11 protein-coding genes are annotated in these 16,128 nt (G+C 62.1%); 4 read left to right on the top strand and 7 right to left on the bottom strand.

Annotated features, from left to right (window positions below):
* Window positions 1-26 precede the first annotated feature (26 nt).
* Both FH08_RS0105350 and FH08_RS0105345 read right to left on the bottom strand, forming a co-directional pair.
* Complete coding sequence (locus tag FH08_RS0105350; RefSeq protein ID WP_031357340.1) at window positions 27-776, bottom strand: TenA family transcriptional regulator; 750 nt, start codon at window positions 774-776, stop codon at window positions 27-29.
* A complete protein-coding gene (locus FH08_RS0105345) occupies window positions 776-3,235 on the bottom strand; it encodes a putative bifunctional diguanylate cyclase/phosphodiesterase (protein ID WP_051887795.1) in 2,460 nt (819 codons plus the stop codon). The genes FH08_RS0105350 and FH08_RS0105345 overlap by 1 nt, the downstream gene beginning before the upstream one ends.
* A gap of 561 nt (window positions 3,236-3,796) precedes the next feature.
* Here FH08_RS0105345 and FH08_RS0105340 point away from each other — a divergent pair.
* Together FH08_RS0105340 and FH08_RS0105335 are read left to right on the top strand one after the other, a co-directional pair.
* Window positions 3,797-5,488 (top strand): zinc ribbon domain-containing protein, encoded by a 1,692-nt coding sequence (locus FH08_RS0105340; protein WP_031357338.1) that lies wholly within the window; start codon window positions 3,797-3,799, stop codon window positions 5,486-5,488.
* Between the two features lie 136 nt (window positions 5,489-5,624).
* Window positions 5,625-6,701, top strand: coding sequence for a TAXI family TRAP transporter solute-binding subunit (locus FH08_RS0105335; protein WP_031357337.1), 1,077 nt, complete (start codon window positions 5,625-5,627; stop codon window positions 6,699-6,701).
* Between the two features lie 66 nt (window positions 6,702-6,767).
* Here the strand turns inward: FH08_RS0105335 and FH08_RS0105330 are convergent, their stop codons facing one another.
* The 4 genes from FH08_RS0105330 to FH08_RS0105315 are packed head-to-tail and all read right to left on the bottom strand — an operon-like array spanning window position 6,768 to window position 13,322.
* Window positions 6,768-9,500 carry an MGH1-like glycoside hydrolase domain-containing protein gene (locus FH08_RS0105330; RefSeq protein WP_035565360.1) on the bottom strand — a complete coding sequence of 911 codons (2,733 nt, stop codon included), beginning with the start codon at window positions 9,498-9,500 and terminating at the stop codon, window positions 6,768-6,770.
* Between the two features lie 41 nt (window positions 9,501-9,541).
* Window positions 9,542-11,509 (bottom strand): amylo-alpha-1,6-glucosidase, encoded by a 1,968-nt coding sequence (locus FH08_RS0105325; RefSeq protein ID WP_051887794.1) that lies wholly within the window; start codon window positions 11,507-11,509, stop codon window positions 9,542-9,544.
* The gene (locus FH08_RS0105320) at window positions 11,506-11,982 is read right to left on the bottom strand and encodes a nuclear transport factor 2 family protein (RefSeq protein WP_031357334.1); all 477 of its coding nucleotides are present in this window, start codon (window positions 11,980-11,982) and stop codon (window positions 11,506-11,508) included. Before FH08_RS0105320 ends, FH08_RS0105325 begins: the two co-directional genes overlap by 4 nt.
* Before the next feature lie 59 nt (window positions 11,983-12,041).
* Entirely contained in the window at window positions 12,042-13,322 is a 1,281-nt protein-coding gene (locus FH08_RS0105315) for a DUF445 domain-containing protein (RefSeq protein ID WP_031357333.1), read from the bottom strand.
* A gap of 212 nt (window positions 13,323-13,534) precedes the next feature.
* Here FH08_RS0105315 and FH08_RS49280 point away from each other — a divergent pair, with 212 nt between their 5' ends.
* Both FH08_RS49280 and FH08_RS51670 read left to right on the top strand, forming a co-directional pair.
* Complete coding sequence (locus tag FH08_RS49280; RefSeq protein ID WP_051887790.1) at window positions 13,535-14,449, top strand: hypothetical protein; 915 nt, start codon at window positions 13,535-13,537, stop codon at window positions 14,447-14,449.
* 65 nt (window positions 14,450-14,514) lie between these two features.
* Window positions 14,515-14,760 (top strand): hypothetical protein, encoded by a 246-nt coding sequence (locus tag FH08_RS51670; RefSeq protein ID WP_235210289.1) that lies wholly within the window; start codon window positions 14,515-14,517, stop codon window positions 14,758-14,760.
* An 873-nt stretch (window positions 14,761-15,633) separates the two neighbouring features.
* On the opposite strand, the gene FH08_RS0105295 is transcribed toward FH08_RS51670, so the two are convergent.
* Complete coding sequence (locus tag FH08_RS0105295; RefSeq protein ID WP_031357329.1) at window positions 15,634-16,038, bottom strand: ACT domain-containing protein; 405 nt, start codon at window positions 16,036-16,038, stop codon at window positions 15,634-15,636.
* Window positions 16,039-16,128 lie beyond the last annotated feature (90 nt).

Below are 16,128 nucleotides of genomic sequence, written 5' to 3'. Positions count from 1 at the left end.
AAGGGGAAGTTAAGCGCGGCGGCCAATCAGACTTCGAGGCAGCAGTTCAGGCTGACCTCGAAGTATTCATAGCTGCGCTGGATGCTGCGTTTGACTTCACGGATATCAGCCACGCGCGGCGCGCGGCCCAGCAACGTGGCCACTATATCGAGCGCTTCCCACGGGTGCGCATCGTCGTAATGCGCGTGCAGCCTCAGCCAGCGCATGGTCTTCTTGCGGATCGATTCAGGGTAGCTGTGCGCGAGCGTGTCGCGGCTGCAGAGAAGCGTCGACCATTCTCCGGTCACGCCTTCAACGGCGAAATTGGTCGCCGCCATCGACGCATGCAGCGGGTCCGCATTGCTGCTTTTCCAGCACCAGTGGCTCAGTGCAAACGCTAGCGGTGGCGCTTCGCCGGCTTGCAGATCCTCGCGCGAAACGTCGTGGGCCGCGGCCCAGTCGACCCAGTAATCGGCGTGATTCTGCTCGACACGGATATTGCGCGTGAGATACCGCCGTGCCATGCGCGAGCCCGGTGTTTCTTCGGGTCCGATCTTCTGCAGATTCATGCCCATGTACTGCGGAAACTGATTGATCACCGGCCAGCCATTGATCAGGAACGCACGCATTTCACTCAAGCCAAGCTCGCCGTCCCGCAATGCCCGAAACAGCGGATGAGACGTCACACGGCTTTTTGCCGCGCCGGTTTCCAACAAAACTTCCTGCAACCAAAGTGGGTAGCTCGCTATGTTCTTGAGGTCGCCCTCTCTGATAAACCCACCCCCCACACTTCCCATTAAGCCTCCTTGGCTAATGTCAGAACGGCCGGCTCTGTCCAAAGCATTGGCCGTCCTATGTAATACCCTTGCGCATAATCCACCCCGAGCGCATGCAGCGCGCGCAGGATTCCTTCGCTTTCCACATATTCCGCAATGGTCCGGCATTTCATTGAATGACCCATCTCGTTGATGGCCGCGACCATCTCGCGGCTCACCGGATCGTGCACCATATCGGTCACGAAACTGCCGTCGATCTTCAGATACTCCACCGGCAGATGCTTCAGGTATCCGAACGACGACATGCCTGCGCCGAAGTCATCGAGTGCGAAATGACAGCCGAGCGCATTCAGCTCGCGCATGAACCGCGCCGCCGACGCCAGGTTGGCAATCGCGGTGGTTTCCGTAATTTCGAAACAGATCATGCCAGGAGAGACGCCCGTGCGCTGGAATTGCTCGCGCACGAAACCGAGGAAACGCTCGTCGCCCACCGAGGCGCCCGACAGGTTGATCGCATACTCCTTGAAGCGCTTATGACGGATACCTGACAGCATATCGAAGGCATTGCGGATCACCCACCGGTCGATAGCCGTCATCAGCCCATACCGCTCGGCCGCAGGAATGAACAAGGTTGGAGCGATCACGCCGTTGGGCACGGCCGGGTCGAGCATGCGCAGCAGCAGTTCGGCGCGCTGCCCTTCGGTGGTGGCGGGCAAGCCATCGCCCACGGCCACGATGGGTTGCACGTAGAGGCAGAAGTGATTGTGTTCGAGCGCCTGCTTGAGACGTCGTCCCCACGATACTTCGCTCGCGTGGCGCGCGAGTTCGCGGTCGCCCAGGTCCGCCAGTTGCACCCGGTCGCGGCCGCGCTCCTTCGCCATGTAACAGGCGATATCGGCGAGCCGCATGGCCTCTTCCACGCTCATTTCCGTGTTGCGCAAGTCGACCACGCCGACGCTCACGCTGGTCGTGAACGGCTGCGCCTCCCAGTGGAAGACAAAGTCATTCAGGCACGCGCGCAGGCGTTCCGCGACCGCCTGGATGCCCGGGGTATCGTAACCCTGCAGCAGCACGCCGAACTCGTCGCCGCCCAGCCGCGCGAGCGTGTCGTCCGGTTGCAGGCTGGCTTCGAAGCGCAACGCGACTTCACGCAGCATGGCGTCGCCGGCCGCGTGCCCGCAGGTGTCGTTGACCACCTTGAAGCGGTCGAGATCGAGAAACAGGAGGGCGGACGCCGCCGGCAGCCACGACGCCACCTCGCTCCAGCGCGTACCCAGCGCGTGTTGCAGACGCCGCTCGAATTCGGCGCGGTTAACGAGCGCCGTGAGCCCGTCATGCGTCGCTTGCCAGGCAAGACTCTCGATATATTCGTACTCGCGGGTCATGTTGCGCAGGATCAGCACGAAGCCGGCTTGCGCATCGGCCATGTTGGGACTTGCACCGGCTGCGCTGATCCGCGACGTCACCGCCTGCACGCGAATCTCGGCGCCGTCACGCTGCTGCAGCAGCATTTCTGCGGCTTCTCCATCCGGGCGCGTGCCCGCCCGGGCGTCCTCGATCGGGTCGAGCGGCTGGCGGCTGTGAGCGTGCAGCAGCCTGAAGGTCTGGACCAGCGGCCGTCCGAGACAGTCGTCCGCCAGACATCCGGCGATCCGCTCGGCCGCCGGGTTGATGAATTCGATATGCCCCGACGGCCCCGTCGCGATCACGGCCTCGCCGATCGAACCGAGCGTCGCCTTGGCGCGCGCCTCGCTCTGCTTGAGCGCCGCTTCAATGTGCCCGCGCTGCCTGATCAGCCGCCGCACATGCACCGTTGAAAGGCACACGAGCAGCAGCGCGGCGACCAGGTCGACGGTCAGCAGCAGCGACGCAGTCTTGCGGAATGCGGTACCCAATACCTGCGAGAAACCCCATGACAGCGGCGCAATGGTCGCGTTGATGGTCCCTATCTGCGACTTGTAAGCACTGACGAGACTCAAGGGCAAGCTGCCGCCCGCGACCCGCGCATGCAACTCATTGCCGACCCGCTCCAGCTTCGCCAGTTCGGCGTCGCCGCGCGACCAGTACCCGACCGCTTCACTGAAATAACTGACGTGGCGGAACATCTTGAAGGTCCAGATGACGTCGCCGACGTCGTCGGGATGCACGCCGCTTGCGATCAGCGCCCGGCGCGCGGTAGTCGGGTCGGGCTTGCTCTGGTCGAGCGCCAGACGGGCCGTACGCAGGTTGCGCGGGCCTTCCATGGCGGTCAGATATTGCTTGTAGGTGCTTTCGGAGCCGGTTTCGGCGTACAGGTTCAGATAGAAAGCCGCGTCTTTCTGGCCCTTCGACCAGATGCTTTCCCCGCCAATGTAAGCACGCACCGACGACATGATGTCGATACTGAAAATGGCGAGCGAAACGAGGACAAGAATGACGACCAGGAACGGCCAGGTGATCCGTATGAGCTGCGCATTCTCGCCCTTAGACGGCATGTCCATCGGTATGTCCCTTCTCCAGGCTTATTGCCGGGGTGAATTGCCGAGGTCGGGCGGCGAGCATCAGATGGTGAGTCATTTGTATTTTTGACCGCCTGTGGGGTGCTGCGCCCAGCCTCTCGCGGCGCGCTTACATCCTATCAAATTGCGAGTCTGGCTCAAATTTATTACGCAATGTGCTTTTCAGCGCCGACACCAGAAAATAATGGGCTTCGGTTGTTGTTTCCGGACGCGCAGGGGCCTGTTTCGGCCTGCCGCGAAGCGCCATATTCGGACAGAACCTAGGCGCTTGCCGACGAAACCAGCAGCTGCTTTTTGCCCGTTCGCCAGCGCCCTGAGCGGCGCGGCCAAAGCAGCCATTTGAGTCGCGCGGCACGGGTGTTGCAGCGCTGCTCACGCGCGTGTTGACGCCGCCTCGGAGATGTCACATATTGGTTCTGGCTCCCTCGGTGACTGTCCAGCCTAGGGAGTCCGAAGCATTTCATCATACGAGTGACCGTTTTGTCCGATTAAACCGGACACGAGAGCGGGAAGGACAACCTTGTGTCCCGGGAGGTTTCTGGCATGGCCCGTCTCTTCTTTCCCACATCCCGCGATACCGTGACCTGCAAGCGTTGCGGCAACGACATTCCGGGCGATGCCGACACTTGTCCGCATTGCGGCGCTGATCATGGCCCGAGCTTCGGCGCCGCGAAGACCGTCGCGCTCTCAACGGGCCTGCGCCTGCCCTTCGGCGCGCACCGCGAAGCCCTGAACATCCCGTCGCCCTACCCGAGCGTGTCCGAAGCGTCCGAACCGGCCGGCGCCGGAGAGCAGCGCTGGGAGACGTCGAAAATCGTCACGCTGGGCGCGGTAGCCGTGGCCCTCGCGGCCGGCGGCATCATCTATTCGCAGCACGGCGGCAGCGGTGACGACACTCCCCGTTCCGAGCCGCCCGCGAAACACAGCGCGTATGGCGCCATCGATATGAAACCCGCGCAAGGCACGCCTGCGCCCGCGGTCACAGCGGCGCCGATGGACGCCCTTGCCAGGTCTGCAGCAGCCGTCAGGCAGGCGCAAACGGCAGCAGCACCCTCCGTTGCCGCCCGCGAAACCTTGCCCACGGAACCCTCCGGCCGCTCGAGTGCGGCGCTGGCCAATCCGGCCGATAACCTGCTGGCCGCACGCGATGCCATCGCGCGGGGCGACCTGACCACGGCGCGCAAGCGTTTCTCGAAGATCCCGGCGTCGCAACTGAGCACCGCCAATTCGCAGCGGACCCTGGCGGACCTCACCGGACTGGAACACACTCGCGACGAGATGCTGCAAGTCGCACGCGGTTGCGAATCAACCGGCTCGTGGTTGTGCGTGCTTCAGAACGCCCGTGACGTGCTGGCGATCGATACCGGCAATGTCGAAGCACAAAAATTCGTCGAGCACGCGATCTCCCGCTCGGGCTGGCTTAATACAACCGCGCCCCCGACCACAACGGCGCATGCCCCACCCCACAACAAGACGCAGACAGCTGCCGTGGCGCCCGCCGCGCCAGCGCCCGTGGCGGCGCCCGGACCGCGCGTGGCGGCCACCGTGGCGGCCACCGTGGCGGCCACACTTCCCCCTGCGTCAACGCATAGGCCCACCGCCGCCGTCTCGGCCGCCGAGCATGCCCGTGCGGTCGCCGCGATGAGAGTGCCTACGCCTATCCGGACTCCCGTGCCAGTTGCACCGGCCGCGCCCGTAGTCGCCACGACCATGCGCGCGCCTGCCACCTCGCGGACCGTTCCGGAACCGGCACGCCTAGGCACGGGCTCGCAGGCTCAGCTCACATCGTCGCCGTATCCCCCGTCGCCGCAACAGGCCGCGCCGCCTCGTCCGCCAGCACCCGCGTTTGTCCCCATGCCTGACGGAACCGACGCGATGCCCGCCACGGCACCGGTACGCAGCGCGGCGACCGCTACCCAGGTTCCAGTCGATACCGCCTCGCCGCCGGTGGTGACACGGCCACTCGCACCGGTCAGCGAAGCCGTCCCGGTGCGGGCGGGCGTTGTGTCGCCTCGCGTTGCGGCAAACGGTCCGCCGGCAAGTGTGCAAAGCATGACTCGTCAACCGTCGCCCACGGTCCGCCGCACGCTCGCGTCAGGAGACAACGCGGCCAGTGCGGCGCAACCGCGTGCGCCCGCCTTCAAGGCGAGCAATCCGGACGACGAAGAGCGCGCGATCCTGGAGTCGGGATGGAGCAAGAAGCCGTCATCGGCCCAACGCTCGACGCCGCAGTAGAAGCCAAGGCGGGAGACAGGAGATTCTGAACAGGAGACTTTAAGGAGATTGAAGGCCGCGCCGGGAGACGCAGGCCACCGTGGTCTATCCGTGTAATGAAAGTTGGCCAACACATTAGAACGACTGAAACGACATCATGCACAAGACTTTCCTCATGCTGTTCGCCCTCTTCGGGCTCGCCGGCCTCGTTGCGGAGGCTCATGCGCAAGCCGACTACAAGATCGTCACCGGGCCGGAACGCGGCACTTACATCCAGATAGGCCAGGACCTGGCGAAGATAGTTGCTGATCCGATTGGCATGAACCTCGATGTGCTCGCATCAAAAGGCTCTGCCGAAAACGTGCAGCGCATGCGTTACGAGCCGGGCGTGAAATTTGCGCTCGTGCAGTCGGACGTGTACCAGGCTTACGTCGATATGGCGAAAGCCGGCAACGAGGAAGCAGGCAAGATCATCCAGCCGCTGCGGCTCATCATGCCGTTGTATAACGAAGAGATTTACTTCGTTGTACGATCAGATTCGCCGCTGAACTACATTCATGAGATCAAGGACAAGAACATCAGTGTCGGGCTGATCGGCAGCGGCACGGCGCAATCCGCGACCACGGTTTACAAGCTGATGTTCAACGAACCGATCCCCGACCAGAACATGCAGCACTACAGCAACGAGGAGGCGCTCGCGAAGCTGATTGTGCGCAAACTGGATGTAGCGATAATCGTGGTGGGACAGCCGGCCAAGCTGTTTCAGGATCTGAACTCGGACCTGCTGGGCCAGCTCAAGCTGCTCAAGCTCGATCCTGCAGTGCCAGAAACAACGCGTGCCGAGCAGACCTATTTCGCAGCCACCATCCGACCATCCAGTTATCCGAACTGGATCAAGGAAGACTCGCCGACGCTTACCGTCAAGGCGTTTCTCGTCACCTACGATTACAACCTGCGCGGCACCGTCGGGGCGATGACGCAATTCGCCGACTCGCTCTGCACCCACTTCGATGAACTGCAGGCCAACGGCCATCCGAAATGGAAGCAGGTGAAGATGGAATTGCCGCCGCTCACTCGCGGCTGGAAATACTATCCGCCAACAGAAAAGCGCTTGCGGGCATGCATCCGCAAGATGGCGTCTACGGGAAGCGACACGGCGCCCGTGACGCAGCACGCACCGAAGCGCCCATGCACCGATGCAGAGAAGGTGTTGATGTTGTGCAATAACGAATGACGCGGGTTTGGCGGCGGCGGTCGGCCTGCGGTGGCCGACTCGCCGCCCGCCTGCCCCGTCACTTCATCACTTCGTCGCCAGTTCCACTTCGGGCTGGACCCCGCCGCCGACCGGCAGGCTCTGCGCGATCACGCTCACACGCGGCTGCAACAGCAACGCGACCAGCCCGCTCCAGCCCGTCTGATGCGACGCGCCCACGCCGCGCCCTGTATCGCCATGAAAGTACTCGTGGAACAGCACGAGGTCCTCCGAGCGCGGGTCGGCCTGCAGTTGCGGATACGCGGCCATGACCGGGCGAACACCGCTCTTGTCCTTCAGGAACAGACGCGTCAGGCGTCGCGCGAGTTCATCGGCTATGTCGCTCAGTGAAAGGTTCTGGCCAGATCCGGTCGGATATTCCACGCGAAAATCATCGCCGTAATAACGATGGAATTCGTATAGCGACTCGATCAGCAAGTAGTTGACCGGCATCCAGATCGGCCCGCGCCAGTTCGAGTTGCCGCCGAACACGCGAGAATCCGATTCCGCCGGCAGGTACGCTATGCAGAAGCGGTCGCCGTTGTGCTCGAGCACAAACGGATTGTCCCGGTGCACCCGCGACAACGCCCGCACGCCGTAGTCCGACAGGAACTCGCTTTCGTCGAGCATGCGCCTGAGCAGCGCTTTCATGCGATGTCCGCGCAGCACCGACAGCAGCAGGCTATTGCCCTTGCCCGGCTCGTTCCAGCGTGACACCAGCTTGGCCAGATCGGGGCGGTGCTCAAGGAACCAGGTGAGCCGGTCCCGCAGCCCAGGCAACTGGCCGTGCAAATGCTCTTCCAGCACATGCACCGCAAACAGCGGAATCAGGCCGACGATAGAGCGAATGCGCATTGGCACGCTCGTGCCGTCGGGGAGCTGCAGCACGTCGTAGAAGAACTCGTCGCGTTCATCCCAGAGGCCGGTGTCGCAAGTATCGCTGGAACCCACCGCTTCGGCGATGTACAGGAAATGCTCAAAGAACTTCACGCCGATATCGACGAACACGTGATTCGCCACAGCCAGTTCCAGCGCAATGCGCATCAGGTCGAGCGCATACGCGGCCATCCATGCGGTGCCATCCGACTGGTCGATACGGCCGCCCGTTGGCAACGGCGCCCCGCGGTCGAAGATGCCGACGTTGTCCAGCCCGAGGAAACCGCCCTGGAAAATGTTGCGGCCGTCGGCGTCCTTGCGGTTCACCCACCACGAGAAGTTCAACAGCAGCTTGTGGAATACAAGCTCCAGGAAGTCGCGGTCGGGCTTGCCCGTGATCACACGATCGATTTCATAGACGCGCCATGTCGCCCATGCGTGAACCGGCGGATTGGCGTCGCCGAACGCCCATTCGTAGGCCGGGAGTTGCCCGTTCGGATGCTGGTAGCGATCTTTCACCAGCAACAGCAATTGTTTCTTCGCAAATGCCGGATCAATCAGTGCAAACGCCGCCGCATGAAACGCGAGATCCCACGACGCGTACCACGGGTATTCCCACTTGTCCGGCATCGAGACAATGTCCGAATTGAACAGATGCCGCCAGTCAGCGTCGCGGCCGCGCTTGCGCGACTCCGGCGGCGCCGGCTGCAACGGATCGCCGTCCATCCAGCGGGTGATATCGAAGTGGTAATACTGTTTCGACCACAGCATGCCCGCCAGCGCCTGGCGTTGTACGAGCCGCTGGTCGGCGTCGTCCATTTCGTGCTGCAGGCCCGCGTAAAAAGCATCCGCTTCGGCAATCCGGCGGGCGAACAGCGCGTCGATATCAAGCACTTGCCGCTGGCAGTCCGCATCCGACGCCGGGCGCCAGCGCAGGGTCATCACCGTGCGGCTTTTGGGTTCAAACTCGAGGTGTACATGCGCGGCGGCGCGGGTGCCGGTGTCGCGCCGGACAGCGCTTTCTTCGCCGTGCACGATGTAGTCGTTGAAGCCGTCCTTGAACGGTCCCGCCCCCTCCGAGCCGAACAGGCGCCTGACATTGGTTTCGTTCTCGCAGAACAGCCAGTTGACCGTGGCGTCACCACGCGCTTCGGCCGTCACCACCAGTGGCTCATGGCCGTCGCTTTCGGCGATCACGCGGCTGCCCTTCGCGTCCGATTGCAAGGTGAGTGAAGGTTTCTTCGACGGCTGCCACGCCCATGTATTGCGTGCCCAGATCTGCGGCAGCAGATCGAGCGACGCGGCGCGATCCCCGCGATTCTCGACCGTCACGCGCATCACGATATCTTCAGGCGTATTTTTCGCATATTCGACATGGACGTCGAAATACGCGTCGTCTTCAAACACGCCCGTGTCGAGCACTTCGTACTCCGGCATGTCCGCGCCGCGGCGGCCGTTTTCAGCGACGAGATCGTCGTAGGGGTACGCGGCATGCGGGTACCTGTAAAGCATGCGCATGTAGGAATGCGTCGGCGTGCCATCGACGTAGAAGTACAGCTCCTTGACGTCCTCGCCGTGGTTTCCCTGCGAATTCGTCAGGCCAAACAAACGTTCCTTGAGGATCGGGTCCTGGCCGTTCCACATTGCAAGCGAGACGCACCAGTTGAGGTGATCGTCGCCGAATCCGGCAATGCCGTCTTCGCCCCAGCGATAGGCGCGGCTGCGCGCATGATCGTGCGGAAAATAGTCCCAGGCGGTGCCGTTTTCGCTGTAGTCCTCGCGCACCGTGCCCCACTGACGCTCGCTGAGGTATGGTCCCCAGCGTTGCCAGCGTGAACAGTCGGTGGAATGGAGCCGGGCTCCTTCAATGGTGTCGAGTGACTTGGTGGCGCGCAGTGGCGGCATGGGACGTCCTTGACTAAAAGCGTGACGGAAAGACCGATAATCTAGCGCGTTTGCGGTATCTCGGCAGGATCGGCAGGATCTGGGGAATTGGCATTGAGCAGACGTTCGACGCGCATGAGTTCGCCGAGCGACCACGCCTGGAATGGCGTGCCGCCGGGCGTATGCGGTGCGTCGCCGTCCGCGACTTCGGAAATGTGGTCCAGGCCCGCATGGTGCAGATGGCCGCGCAGCGGCCTGAGAAAGCGCTCGCGCGCCACGGCTTTCGATGACTGATCGTCGCCATGAACCCGCAGCCATGCATCCACAAACGGCCCTATCAGCCACGGCCAGACGGTGCCCTGGTGGTAAGCACCGTCGCGTTCCAGCGGGGCGCCGGTGTAATGGCCCTTGTAGGCGGGGTCATTCGGTGACAGGGTCCTGAGCCCGAGCGGCGTCAGCAAAAGCTGCTCGCATTGATCGACGACTGCGCGAGCCGTCGCGCCATTGTCGATCACCGCGAACGGCAGCCCGCCCACGGCAAAAAGCTGGTTTGGACGGATGGAGCGGTCGAGCTTGCCCGGCTCGTGATCGGCATCGACTACGTCGTAGAGCGCACCGCTGGCGGGATCGATGAAACGTTGCTGGAAAAAGTGAGCGGCGCGCGCGGCCGGCTCCGTCCAGCGTGGGTTCCATGCAGCCGCTATGCGCAGTGCGTTGATCCACAACGCCTGCACTTCCACCGGCTTGCCGATGCGCGGCGTCACCACCCAGTCGCCCACCTTCGCATCCATCCACGTCAGTTGCACGCCGGGAACGCCGGCCCGGAGCAAACCATCATCGGGGTCCGCGGAGATCCTGAAGCGCGTGCCGCTTGAGTAGCCGTCGAGAATGCCATCAACAGCTTGCTGCAACCGGTCGCATGTTCCCGCTTGAGCGTGGCCCGTAGCGAGAAAGTCGTGCACGGCAATCACAAACCACAACGATGCATCCACCGAGTTGTATTCCGGCGCGCCACTGTCCGGAAAACGATTCGGCAGCATGCCTTCGGAGAGGGTGCCGGCCCATTCGAGCAGGATCGATTCGGCGTCGTCGTATCGGCCGGATGCGATCAGCAGGCCGCGCATCGCGATGAAGGTGTCGCGGCCCCAATCAGTAAACCACGGGAAACCGGCGAGGATCGTGCTGCCCTCGTTTCGCGCCACGATGTAGGCATCGGCGGAACGATGCAGCGGCGTCGGGTAGGCTGCGCGGCGCGACCGTTCAATGTCAGCGAGCTGCTTCGCGGTATCGACGGCGTTCGTCTTCGCGCCCTCGTTTGCGCTCAACACGAGCACCGCCTCGCCAAGCGATAAGTCGAACGAAAAGACCCCGGGCGTGGCGAGGTCTTCGTTGCAATCCATGCCGCGGTCGCGCTCCACGGTATAGCAGAAGTTGCGATACCAGTCGGGCGCGTGAACATACGATCCGTTCGATGCCGCGACCACGGCCGGCACGTCGCCATACGCTTGCCATCGGACCTGGTCAGCGGTCGCCGTGTAATTGAAATTAAATGCCTGGTTCTCGTGGTGCAGCGCGTGATAATCGCGCCCGGAAAGCAATGGCCGAACCTTCAGCGTGAATGCCTCGCCGTCGAGCCGCCAGCGCAGCACCGTCTGCGCGCTCTGCCTCGCGACGAATAGTTCGGCGGTCAGGATATGGTTGTCGCCGACCTGGAAGCGCCATGTGGGCCACGGCTCGGTATCGAAGGAAAGCAGGCTTTCAGATGGGTCCGGCCAGACCGAACCTGAGCCATAACGCTGCATGGACAGTGGAATGCGCGTCTGTCCCGAGGCATCCTCCAGCCAGGCCTCCACGCCGTTCACCAGCACCATGCGCCCCGCCGGCGGTTGCGTGGCCGTGAGAAGCAGCGCGTGATATCTGCGGGTCCGTTCGGTGCCGGCTGTGCCCGATGCAAAGCCGCCAAAAGCATCGGCTTCAAGCCATTCGTCGTTGAGACAGCCTTCGCTGGCCGGACATTCGAGGCGGGTCATTTTTGGGGTTGCTGCCGGTATGCCCGAAGACCCTTGCTCGCCTGCGCCCGGATCTTGTTCTGTACGAACGACGACCAGCCGAGCAGCACACCCTTGAGTCCAAGTGCCTGGCGGCTCCAGGTCCAGAGATCGAAGCTGTCGTGATGTTCGACAATCAGGCCATCCCGGATCGCAAAGCGCGCGTTGATACGATTGACCACCTTGCGCCCGGTCTGCGTGAACTGATAGGTCGCGACCCATTTCGCCGTCGCCGTCTGGCCGACGGTCTGGATGTCGCTGAAGGTCAGTGAGAATTCCGTGGCGCGAGAAATCAGCATGCGCCACATGTCCGAGGCCTCGCGGCCTCGCAACACGCCGAACACCGGATCGCTGAACTGCACGTCGGGCGCGTAGCACGCGGCCATGGCTTCAGCGTCGGAGCGCTGAAAGGCTTCGTAGAAACGCTGGATCAACGCGGCGTTCGGGTCCGTCATGTTCGGTCTCTTCCGGAGGAAATTAGCTGAGCGCGGCTACAAGGATCTTATTCCGCAGCTTAAACCATGAACATGGAGACTGCGTGAATGATCAGGCCGACCGCACCGCCCACCAGCGTGCCGTTCACGCGAATGAACTGCAAGTCGCGGCCCACGCTCAGTTCCACGTCGCGCACGAGCGTGGCGTCGTCCCAATTGCGCACGGTCGCGGCAATATGCTTGGCGATCCCGTCGCGCAGGTCCGGCGCAAGCGACTTGAGCGCATCGCGCATGTGCTCGTTGATCGATTCACGCAACGCCGGGTCGTTGCCCAGCGCCGCCGCGAACGATGCCGACGCGCCGGTCACCTTTTTGTGCAGCGTCGAATCCGCTTGCGCGAGATCGCGGCGCAACCAGTCCTTGAATTCGTCCCACAGGCCGTTCACGTAGGTGCGCAATTCCGGGCGTTCGAGCCATTCACGCTTGTGCTGGTCGATGCGCGCGCGGAATGCCGGGTCCGTTTTCAGGCGTTCGATGAATCCTTCCACCGTCCTGTCGAACGACTGACGGCGCTCGTGTTCCGGGTTTTCGCTGATGTCGTGCAGCCACTTGTTCGCGCCGCGCACCAGGCCGCCAGCGAACTTGTTGCCGAGGTCTTCGGCGCTCAGGCCTACGAAACCGAGCATGCCGATCAGCTTCGGATATTCCTCGCCCGCAACGTCGAGGATCTTGGCCGCGAGGATGGCCTGCACTTCCTCGCGATCGAGCCATTGCGCGAGTTCTCGCAGGCCCTCGTCGAGCAGCATTTGATGGCGCCGATCCGCCGTCAGCGTCGACAGCAATCCGCCTACCGCGCCCGCCAGGTCAAACTGTTCGGCGCGGCGGCGCAGGGCTTCGTGGAGCATCGTTTTGACGCGTTCATCGTCGACGAATTCGAGCATCTGGCCCGCTGCCGCGACGGCTTTTGCGCCCAGCAGCGCCGCGTTCACCGGTTCGGCCAGCCAGATCGCGAGGCGGCCGGCAGGATCGAAGGCGTTCACGCGGGCGACCAGCGCGTCGGTGCCCAGGAATTTGTCGCGGACGAATTCGGCGAGGTTATCGGCGACCCGCGCCTTGTTCGCCGGCAGGATGGCCGTGTGGGGGATCGGGAGTCCGAGCGGGTGGCGGAACAGCGCGACGACCGCGAACCAGTCGGCCAGCGCGCCGACCATCGCGGCTTCGGCGAAGGCCGAGACCCACGCCCAGGCGCCGGCGTCGTGCTGGCTCTTGGCGAGCAGGAATAGTGCGGCGGCCGCGACCAGGAGGCCGGCGGCGAACCATTTCATCTTCTTTAAAGCGAGTGCTTTGTCCTGCGTTGCCATCTTGAATTGGTGCTTTTCTGGGTGGGATGAGGCCGCCAGCATACCAGTGACGCGGGAGGGAGGTGGGTGGGGTTGGGGTCAAGGTGCTCGTTCCAGTATTTCTTGATGCAAACCCCAAAGGAGTCACCGCCCGCGTGCCCGTCCGTTTATTGAGATGGACGCGCGGAAAAGTGCGTTAGCGTCAGGGGCGTTGCAACTACAAAATAACTGAGATGACAACCGAACTGATGCGGTATGGCCGCTATCGCTTCCTGCTTTATAAAAAGTGGGACTACGCGCGAAACATGAGAACGGAAAAACAGCAGGAAGCGCTAGATGCCGGAAAAGCGCTGTTCAAGGCCGCTAATATCGAGCATTGGGCGAGCCAGCCCGAGCTAGTCGAGCGCGTGCAAAAGTTTCTTATCGATTCGTTCCCGTCTTACCGGCCTAGCCCATACGGTGAAAGCCCGAAGAACATTATCGACGCGCTTTGCCGGGAACTGCGCAACGGGGATGTGGTGATTGTGCGAGCGGAACCCGCTTACATCGCCCACGACGGTTTCGTTCCGGCGCGCGAATTCGACTATGAAGCTTATGAACGGGACATTGCCGAACGCGCCAGCAGCTACGCGGCCCGGTCGAAAGCATACCGAGATGACCTGAAGGCGTATAACCAGGAGATCGATGAGCGTATCGCACGGGAATCTCGGGCACTACAGAAACCGTTCCGGCACGTTGAAACGATGGCGGAAGCGCAAGCGCGAAACATTGCCGCGCGCGCCGCCAGTGAAAAGATAAGCGCGCTTGCATTGTCGGTTGTACGCGTGGTTTCTGATGTTGCGTCGATCCTGCCATCGTCCGGTGACAACGACGCTTGCGACCTTGGCGATGTGACCGGGATTGGCGGAGGAAGCACGCCGCTAGGCGATGCCGCGCCGTTTGAATACAGCGAGAGCGCTACCGGCAATGATGTATTGTCAATAGCGGCGCGCGGTGTCAGTGAGGCGCATGAAGCGGATTGTTTCGCAGAGTACGAGAGCGAGCTTGATTTTTGTAATGCACTAGCGCCGTCAATCGGGGGCGCAAGAGCCACGGCACTATGCAAGCAAAACGCTTTCGACAGATATCAACAATGCAGAGGTTATTAATGAGCCCATCTCACCCGATACGAAGTGTCCTAGTCGATTTTTCGCCCGACGATGAATCGATTTCGTTGTATCAAGTTAAGCGCGTCGAGGTCGAAAACGTCATCGCACATGCGCTGAAGTATCCGGTTTTTTTTGATGAAGTCGCAGCGCGGGGCGATCACGGATATTTGCTAGACGATGAGTTCGCGCGGCGCATCGGCGCGGGTATCCTTAACGCGTTGGCGCTCTCATATCCAGAACTGAAAGCGATTATAAACACAACTAATGAACCTATTCCACGCACGCCCACCGCTAGCCCGTCGCCCGAGTAGAATCATCGTCGCGGGATCCTTCTCACATCGCCGATCCCACGCTTCGGCGCGGCGGCGCGTAATCAACACCTTTCACGCCCAGTGCGAAGTTCGACCGTGCGGTCACCGCTCGCTTTTCATATGGGCGGCGCACGCATGACGACGTTATGCAAACAAAACGCTTTCGATAGATACCACCAATGGAGGGGTTATTAATGACGCCAAGCAACTCTGGATATGGAAGAGTGCAGCGCGTGGCGTGCGACTCAATCGTCCTCATGGGGCATGTGCGAGGAACGCGCGGCGGATCGTTTAGGCCGCTTTTTGGCAGGTAAAGGAGAGATATTTTGACCACGCGCAAGCCGAGGGTGGTGTTAATCACGTTCGATGAAGACAGTCAGAGCTTCAATATATGCACCGTCCCACGCACGTCAGCCGACGCTCTTATGAGTCAGGCACTTGTCAATCCGTGGCCACTCGCAGATTCAAATTTTAGACTCGATGACGAGGTCGCTCGGAGTATCGGCGGCTTGGTGTTTCGCCTGCTTGCGGCATCGCAACCAGAGCTAACCCCGATGATTACGGTAACGAAGCACGCGGACGCACAAGACACACCACCAAGCGATTAAAGCATCGGCCTACACCGCGCCCTTTGTTCGTCGGTAGCGGCGTGGGCGGGGTCTAGCCGCGTTGCTGGCGCTGTCATCGTTCGCGGCATACTTCTCGAAATGCCGTTCCCACGCCTCAGCGCTGCGGCGCGTAATCAACACCGCACGCGGCCGACGCGAAGTTCGACCGGGCCGTCAATGACTCTGACCACTAACCCTGGAACCTGGCAACTCGTCCCAACCCGAACCACCGTCCCCAACCCCGTCCACCATCGCGAGCAAACATCTACAGCCCATTGCGCTGAAGCCGTTGCAGCGCAGCCATGGCGGCATCCGCCGATTCGATCGGCACGAAGATGTGATCGTGGTACGCCCCCGCAACCACATTGCAACTGATGTTTGCCCTGCCGAGCGCGGTGGCGAAGGCTGCCGTCAAGCCGACTGCCTGAAGGTCAGAGTGGACGGTGAGCGTGATCCAGGCCGCACGGAATAAGGGCTCAATGCCCGCTCTCGATGCCTCGCCCTCTTCCACGATAATCGTCAGCCCTTCGCGCTCCCGGAACGTCGCAAGCGGGACAATATCCCCAAGGTCATGGCTAAAAGGCACGCTTGCATACACGAACACGCCCGGCTGAAGTTCGGGCGACATGGATGCAAGCAGCGTGTTCAGATCGGCGATAGGGTTAGTCATCGTTTGCGTCTTCCGCAGTTTTTTTGTCCACCAGCCAGCCGCGCGATTGGCCGATACACTCGTTTGAAACCACCCTCAAGGAGTGACCCG

Origin of the sequence: Caballeronia sordidicola, assembly GCF_000729995.1 — a bacterium.
Classification (GTDB): domain Bacteria; phylum Pseudomonadota; class Gammaproteobacteria; order Burkholderiales; family Burkholderiaceae; genus Caballeronia; species Caballeronia sordidicola_A.
Note: the sequence above shows the minus strand (reverse complement) of the source record. Positions and strands in the feature narration are given on the sequence as shown.

What these genes read in the sequence shown, in the direction of transcription:
- FH08_RS0105320 (WP_031357334.1), bottom strand. Translation starts at nt 11,982, where the DNA reads ATGACGGACCCGAACGCCGCGTTGATCCAGCGTTTCTACGAAGCCTTT.
- FH08_RS0105325 (WP_051887794.1), bottom strand. Translation starts at nt 11,509, where the DNA reads ATGACCCGCCTCGAATGTCCGGCCAGCGAAGGCTGTCTCAACGACGAA.
- FH08_RS0105315 (WP_031357333.1), bottom strand. Translation starts at nt 13,322, where the DNA reads ATGGCAACGCAGGACAAAGCACTCGCTTTAAAGAAGATGAAATGGTTC.
- FH08_RS0105340 (WP_031357338.1), top strand. Translation starts at nt 3,797, where the DNA reads ATGGCCCGTCTCTTCTTTCCCACATCCCGCGATACCGTGACCTGCAAG.
- FH08_RS0105295 (WP_031357329.1), bottom strand. Translation starts at nt 16,038, where the DNA reads ATGACTAACCCTATCGCCGATCTGAACACGCTGCTTGCATCCATGTCG.
- FH08_RS0105345 (WP_051887795.1), bottom strand. Translation starts at nt 3,235, where the DNA reads ATGGACATGCCGTCTAAGGGCGAGAATGCGCAGCTCATACGGATCACC.
- FH08_RS0105335 (WP_031357337.1), top strand. Translation starts at nt 5,625, where the DNA reads ATGCACAAGACTTTCCTCATGCTGTTCGCCCTCTTCGGGCTCGCCGGC.
- FH08_RS0105330 (WP_035565360.1), bottom strand. Translation starts at nt 9,500, where the DNA reads ATGCCGCCACTGCGCGCCACCAAGTCACTCGACACCATTGAAGGAGCC.
- FH08_RS0105350 (WP_031357340.1), bottom strand. Translation starts at nt 776, where the DNA reads ATGGGAAGTGTGGGGGGTGGGTTTATCAGAGAGGGCGACCTCAAGAAC.
- FH08_RS49280 (WP_051887790.1), top strand. Translation starts at nt 13,535, where the DNA reads ATGACAACCGAACTGATGCGGTATGGCCGCTATCGCTTCCTGCTTTAT.